The organism is Modestobacter lacusdianchii (assembly GCF_054177765.1).
On sequence record NZ_JBJJTJ010000013.1, the window covers coordinates 90,557 to 96,745 of the forward strand.

Below are 6,189 nucleotides of genomic sequence, written 5' to 3' on the forward strand. Positions count from 1 at the left end.
AGCCCACGGACGGAGAGGCCCAGATGGACGTCGGAGCACGGCACGAGGCGCAGGACGAGCCGGAAGGCGGGAGGCTCGGCGCCCTCGCCGCACGGGTGGGGCTGCGCGGGCGGCTGCTCGTCGCGATCGGCCTGGTCGCGGTCACCACGCTGACCGTCGGTCTGGTGGGCATCCAGCGCATGTCGGTGCTCAGCGACAAGGCCGAGCAGGTGCACGCCGAGGGTGCCGTGCCGCTGGACGCGCTGCGGCAGCTGCAGGCCGAGTGGTGGCAGTTCTCCGCCAGCAACGCCCGGGCCAGCATCACCTCGCTGCCGCCCGAGACGCGTGCCGCGTTCGCCCAGGCGTCGACCGAGAGCCTGGAGGTGCTGACCGAGGACACCGCAGCCGCCGCCGACCTGCCGCTGGCCGCGGATGCCCGCGCCGGGTACGAGCAGTTCGCCGCCTCGTCGCAGCAGTACCTGGCTCTGCTCCAGCAGCTGTCCACCGGGCAGGGCACCCGCACGCCGCAGCAGACGATGGCCCTCATCGCGCAGATGAACGACACCGAGGCGGCCATCTCCTCGGCGTTGGTGACCGCCACCGACGCCGCGGCCGCCGACGCCGCGGCCACGGCCGAGGAGGCCCGGGACGCCTACACCAGCGCCCGCACCACGACCCTGCTGATCATCGCGGTGGGCCTGCTGGTCTCGGTGGTGCTCGCGCTGCTCGTCGTCCGCTCGGTGATGCGGCCGGTGCAGCGGGTCCGGGAGGTGCTCGACCAGGTCGCCGGCGGTGACCTGAGCGTGCGCGCCGGCGAGACCGGCGGCGCGGAGATCGGGCAGGTCGCGCGGTCGCTGGACAGCACCCTGGACTCCCTCAGCGGCGTGCTCACGCTCGTCAACGAGTCCGCCGGCCGGCTGGCCGGTGCCTCGCAGGCGCTGAACGCCGGGGCGACCGGCATGGCCGAGAGCGCCCGCACCGCCACCGGTCAGGCCGACGTGGTCGTGGCCTCCGCCGGTGAGGTGGCCTCCAGCGTGGACACGGTGTCGACCGGGTCGCAGCAGATGGAGGCGGCGATCCGGGAGATCTCGCAGAACGCCAGCGAGGCGTCGCGGGTGGCCGGGCAGGCCGTGGTCGTCGCGGAGAACACCACCCGCACCGTCGGCAAGCTGGGCGACTCCTCCCAGGAGATCGCCACGGTGGTGAAGCTGATCAACGGGATCGCCGAGCAGACCAACCTGCTGGCGCTCAACGCCACGATCGAGGCGGCGCGGGCCGGTGAGGCGGGCAAGGGCTTCGCGGTGGTGGCCAGCGAGGTGAAGGAGCTGGCGCAGGAGACGGCGCGGGCGACCGAGGACATCTCCAAGCGGGTGGAGGCCATCCAGGGCGACACCGCCGGCGCCGTCGCGGCCATCGAGGAGATCAGCGCGGTCATCGGGCAGATCAACGACTACCAGGCCACCATCGCCGCCGCCGTGGAGGAGCAGACCGCCACCACCAACGAGATGAACCGCAACGTCGCCGAGGCGGCCAGCAGCTCGCGCAGCATCGCCACCGCCATCTCCGGTCTCGCCGCGGGCACGCAGCAGACCAACGAGGGCGTGGCCGAGGCCCAGCGCTCGGCCGCGGACCTGGCCCGGATGAGCGACGAGCTGCAGGACGCCGTCCGGCGGTTCACCGTCTAGCTGTACCCGGCTCCCCGTCCGAGAGGGCCCCGCTCCAGTCCCCGCGTCGCAGGGACCGGAGCGGGGCCCTCTCCGCACGTCACCATGCGTGGACGGGGTCGCTGCGCGCCCGGCACCGCGTGCTGACCCGGCTGCGGCAGGGCGAGCCGGTGTGACGGGTGTGCCGGGTGGGACAGCGCCCCGAACGACCGTGGCGTCCGCTGAAGAACGGGGCCGCAGCGGCCGAAGCTGGCAGCGTCCCCCCTGATCGTCCACAGCCATCGAGGTGCCCCACATGCCCACCCCCGCCGGCAAGGCCGCCGCCCCCGACGACGTGCGCGAGCTGTGCAGGATCGCCGAGGCGATGCGCGACTCGTCCGCGATGGTCGAGCTCGCGCTGGACGGGACCGTGCTGACGGCCAACCAGCAGTACCTCGACATCATGGGGTACTCCGCCGCGGAGCTGGTCGGGCAGCACCACCGGAAGGTCTGCGACCCCGCCCACGCCGCGTCGGCCGAGTACGCCGCGTTCTGGGAGCGGATGGCCGCCGGCGAGGTCGACGCGGGCGTGGTCGTCAAGCGGATGGCCAAGGGCGGCCGCGAGGTGTGGCTGCGCGGCTCCTACATCCCCATCCCGGATGCCTCGGGCCGGCCGGTGAAGGTCGTGGTGCTGGCCACCGACATCACCGAGGGCAAGGTCGCCGCGCTCGAGCAGCAGAGCCAGGCCGTCGCGCTGGACCGGTCGCAGGCGGTCATCGAGTTCGCCCTCGACGGCACCGTGCTCACCGCCAACTCCAACTTCCTGGACGCGATGGGCTACACGCTGGCCGAGGTGCGCGGCAAGCACCACCGCCTGTTCGTCGAGCCGAGCACGGCCGCCAGCGCCGAGTACGCCGAGTTCTGGCAGCGGCTGGGGGCTGGCCAGTTCGAGGGCGGGGTCTACAAGCGGCTGGCCAAGGGCGGCCGCGAGGTGTGGCTGCAGGCCACCTACAACCCGATCCTGGACGACGAGGGCAACCCGCTCAAGGTGGTCAAGTTCGCCAGCGACATCACCGTCGCGCGGCTGGCCGACGCCGAGTCCCGCGGCAAGGTCGCCGCGATCGACCGGGCCCAGGCGGTGATCGAGTTCAAGACCGACGGCACCGTGCTCAGCGCGAACGCCAACTTCCTGGCGACGATGGGCTACGCCCTGCCCGAGATCCAGGGCAGGCACCACCGGATGTTCTGCGAGCCGACGCTGGCCAGCAGCGCCGAGTACGAGGAGTTCTGGGCCCGGCTGGGCAGCGGTGGCTACGAGTCCGGGGAGTTCAAGCGCCTGACCAAGGACGGGCGCGAGGTGTGGCTGCAGGCCACCTACAACCCGATCCTCGACGACGCCGGCAAGCCCATCAAGATCGTCAAGTTCGCCAGCGACATCACCGAGGCCAAGTTCGCCGGCGCCGAGGCGCGCGGCAAGGTGGCAGCGATCGAGCGCGCCCAGGCGGTCATCGAGTTCGACCTGACCGGCCGCATCCTCACGGCCAACCAGAACTTCGTCGACACGATGGGCTGGCCGCTGGCCGAGATCCGCGGCAAGCACCACCGCATGTTCTGCGAGCCCTCGTACGCCGCGTCCGCCGAGTACGCCGAGTTCTGGCAGCGCCTGGGCCAGGGCCACTACGAGTCCGGCGAGTTCAAGCGGCGGGACAGGGACGGGCGCGAGGTGTGGCTGCAGGCCACCTACAACCCCATCCTCGACGACTCCGGCCGGGTGGTGAAGGTGGTCGAGTTCGCCACCGACGTCACGCGGGCCAAGCGCCAGAACGCCGAGTACACCGGCAAGGTGACGGCGATCGAGCGCGCGCAGGCGGTGATCGAGTTCGACCTCGACGGCACGATCATCACCGCGAACCAGAACTTCCTCGACGCCCTGGGCTACACGCTGTCGGAGGTCAAGGGCAAGCACCACCGGGTCTTCTGCGACCCCGTCTACACCAACACCCAGGAGTACCGGGACTTCTGGGAGAAGCTGAGCAGTGGGGACTTCCACGCCGGGGAGTACCGGCGGATCCACAAGAGCGGCCGGGACGTCTGGATCCAGGCGACCTACAACCCGATCCTCGACGACCTGGGCCGGCCGTTCAAGGTGGTCAAGTTCGCCAGCGACGTCACCGAGGCCAAGCTGCGCAGCGCCGAGATCGAGGCGCGGGTCAACGCGGTGGACCGCGCCCAGGCGGTGATCGAGTTCGACCTGGACGGCAACGTGCTCACCGCCAACGACAACTTCCTGCGGACCATGGGCTACGCGCGGCGGGAGATCATCGGCCACCACCACAGCGAGTTCTGCGACGACGAGTACATCCGCTCGCCGGAGTACCGGGACTTCTGGCTGCGGCTGGGCGCGGGGGAGGTGCTGGCCGGCCGGTTCCACCGGAAGGGCAAGTTCGGCCGGGACGTGCACATCCAGGCCACCTACAACCCGATCCTCGACCTGACCGGCCAGCCGTTCAAGGTGGTGAAGTTCGCCTACGACGTCACCGCGGAGGTGGAGCGGGAGCAGCGGATCGCCCTGGGCACCAGGGACATGACCGCCTCGGTCCGCCACCTGTCGGCGTCCATCGAGGACATCGCCCGCAGCTCCCAGACGGCCACCGGGCTGGCCGCCGAGACCCAGGACAACGCCCGGCAGGGCGTGGAGGCGCTGCGCGCGTCACTGGAGGCGATCGCGCTGATCCAGCGGTCGTCGAACTCGATCACCGAGATCGTCCGGGTGATGGGCGAGATCGCCAACCAGACCAACCTGCTGGCGTTCAACGCCTCGATCGAGGCGGCCCGGGCCGGTGAGCACGGCGTCGGCTTCTCCATCGTCGCCGGTGAGGTGCGCAAGCTCGCCGAGCGCTCGTTCGAGGCCTCCCAGCAGATCGGCAAGCTCATCGAGGAGTCCGCCGAGCGGGTCGCCCAGGGCTCGGAGGTCTCCAAGCGGGCGGAGAGCGCCTTCGAGCGGATCGTCAGCAGCGTCACCCGCACCAACGAGACGATCCTGAGCATCTCCGAGTCCACGCAGCAGCAGCAGGAGGCGTCCCGTCAGGTCGACGAGCTCATCTCCCAGCTCGCCGTCGGGGACTGACGGCCGTGACCGACCCGGAGGACCCCGACGCGGACGTCGTCTACGGCCTGCTGCGGCTGGCCGGGACGGACGTCGCCCTGCCGCTGTCGGCACTGCGCGAGGTCGTGCCCTGCCCGGCCGAGCTGGCCGGGCTGCCGGCTGCGGCGCCTGGCCTGCTCGGCGCGATCGAGCTGCGGCGTCTGGTCCTCCCGGTGCTCGACCTGCAGGCGGTGACCGGCCGCCCGGAAGACCGCCGCCCCGACCAGGTCGTCGTGGTCGTGGCCTCGGGCAACCGGGTGCTCGGCCTGCTGGCCGACCAGGTGCAGGGGATCTGCGAGGTCGCCGCCGACAGCCTGGTGGCCGCGCACGCGCACGGCGGCGGGCTGCTGTTCTCGCACACCTTCCGGCACCCCGAGACGGGCCGGGCGTACAGCGTGCTGGACGCCGCGGCGGTGCTGCAGCTGCCGGGCGTGCCCACCGTCACCGACGTCACCCGGGACGCCGCGCCGGTGGGGGCCGGCGGGCCGGTGGCCGGCCGGCACACCCTGACCGTGCTCCGCTGCGGGGAGTACCGGTTGGCGATCGACGCCGCCCACGTGCACACCACGATCCCGACGCCGGAGCTGCACACCTCCGTGCTGACCAGCCGGATGTGCCCGGGCACGGTCGTGTACGCCGACCGGGAGGTGCCGGTCGTCGACCCGCTGGTGCTGCTCGGGCTGGGTGAGCTCCCGCGCGCGGACACCGGGGCCGGCCTGGTGCTGGACCTCGGGCACGGCTACGTGGTGCTGGCGCTGAGCGAGCTGCTGGAGCTGGCCCACATCGGCCCGGACGACGTCCTGCCCACCCCCTCGTTCGCCCTCCCGCGGCCGGACCTGCTGGCCGGGATGGTGGAGGTCGCCGGCGTCGGCGACTGCTTGGTGCTGGACGGCGCGACGATGCTGACCGACCCGCAGCTGTCGGGCTTCGCGGCGGTGAACACCGCGCTGGAGACCACCCGCAGCGACGAGGACCCGGCCGTGTCGGCCGCGGCCGCCGCGGCCGGCGGGGCCCCGGCGTACCTGACCTACTCGATCGGCCTGGACGTCGCCACGCCGCTGGAGCAGGTCAGCGAGATCCTGCCGTTCCCGGACTCGCTCACCCGGACGTCGGTGCCTGGCCTGCTCGGGCTGGTCACCCACCGGCGGGCCGTGGTGCCCGTGCTGTGCCTGTCGACCCTGCTCGGCCGCGAGCAGCGGGAGGTCGGGCCGTCGACCTGCCTGCTGCTGGTCGAGGTGGACGACGGGGTGGTGGCGTTCACGGTCGACGCCCTGCGCAGCATCTCCCCGCTGACCTGGACCGACGCCGACCAGGCCGTGGGGGGGGGGGGGGGGGGGGGGGGGGGGGGGGGGGGGGGGGGGGGGGGGGGGGGGGGGGGGGGGGGGGGGGGGGGGGGGGGGGGGGGGGGGGGGGGGGGGGGGG

At 72.7% G+C, this 6,189-nt stretch carries 3 protein-coding genes; all 3 read left to right on the top strand.

The genetic code is table 11. The features are described 5' to 3' along the window. Positions 1 to 23 precede the first annotated feature (23 nt). Entirely contained in the window at positions 24 to 1,664 is a 1,641-nt protein-coding gene (locus tag ACJTNH_RS11840; protein ID WP_458175847.1) for a methyl-accepting chemotaxis protein, read from the top strand. Between the two features lie 274 nt (positions 1,665 to 1,938). Then, positions 1,939 to 4,749: a methyl-accepting chemotaxis protein gene (locus ACJTNH_RS11845; protein ID WP_458175849.1), complete on the top strand. Its 2,811-nt coding sequence runs from the start codon at positions 1,939 to 1,941 to the stop codon at positions 4,747 to 4,749. 5 nt (positions 4,750 to 4,754) lie between these two features. Then, positions 4,755 to 6,189, top strand: a 1,435-nt coding sequence (locus tag ACJTNH_RS11850; RefSeq protein WP_458175851.1) for a chemotaxis protein CheW, incomplete at its 3' end; no start/stop codon positions are given.

Bases quoted from the DNA above. Each gene is read 5' to 3' on its own strand.
- ACJTNH_RS11840 (WP_458175847.1), top strand. From the start codon at position 24: ATGGACGTCGGAGCACGGCACGAGGCGCAGGACGAGCCGGAAGGCGGG.
- ACJTNH_RS11845 (WP_458175849.1), top strand. From the start codon at position 1,939: ATGCCCACCCCCGCCGGCAAGGCCGCCGCCCCCGACGACGTGCGCGAG.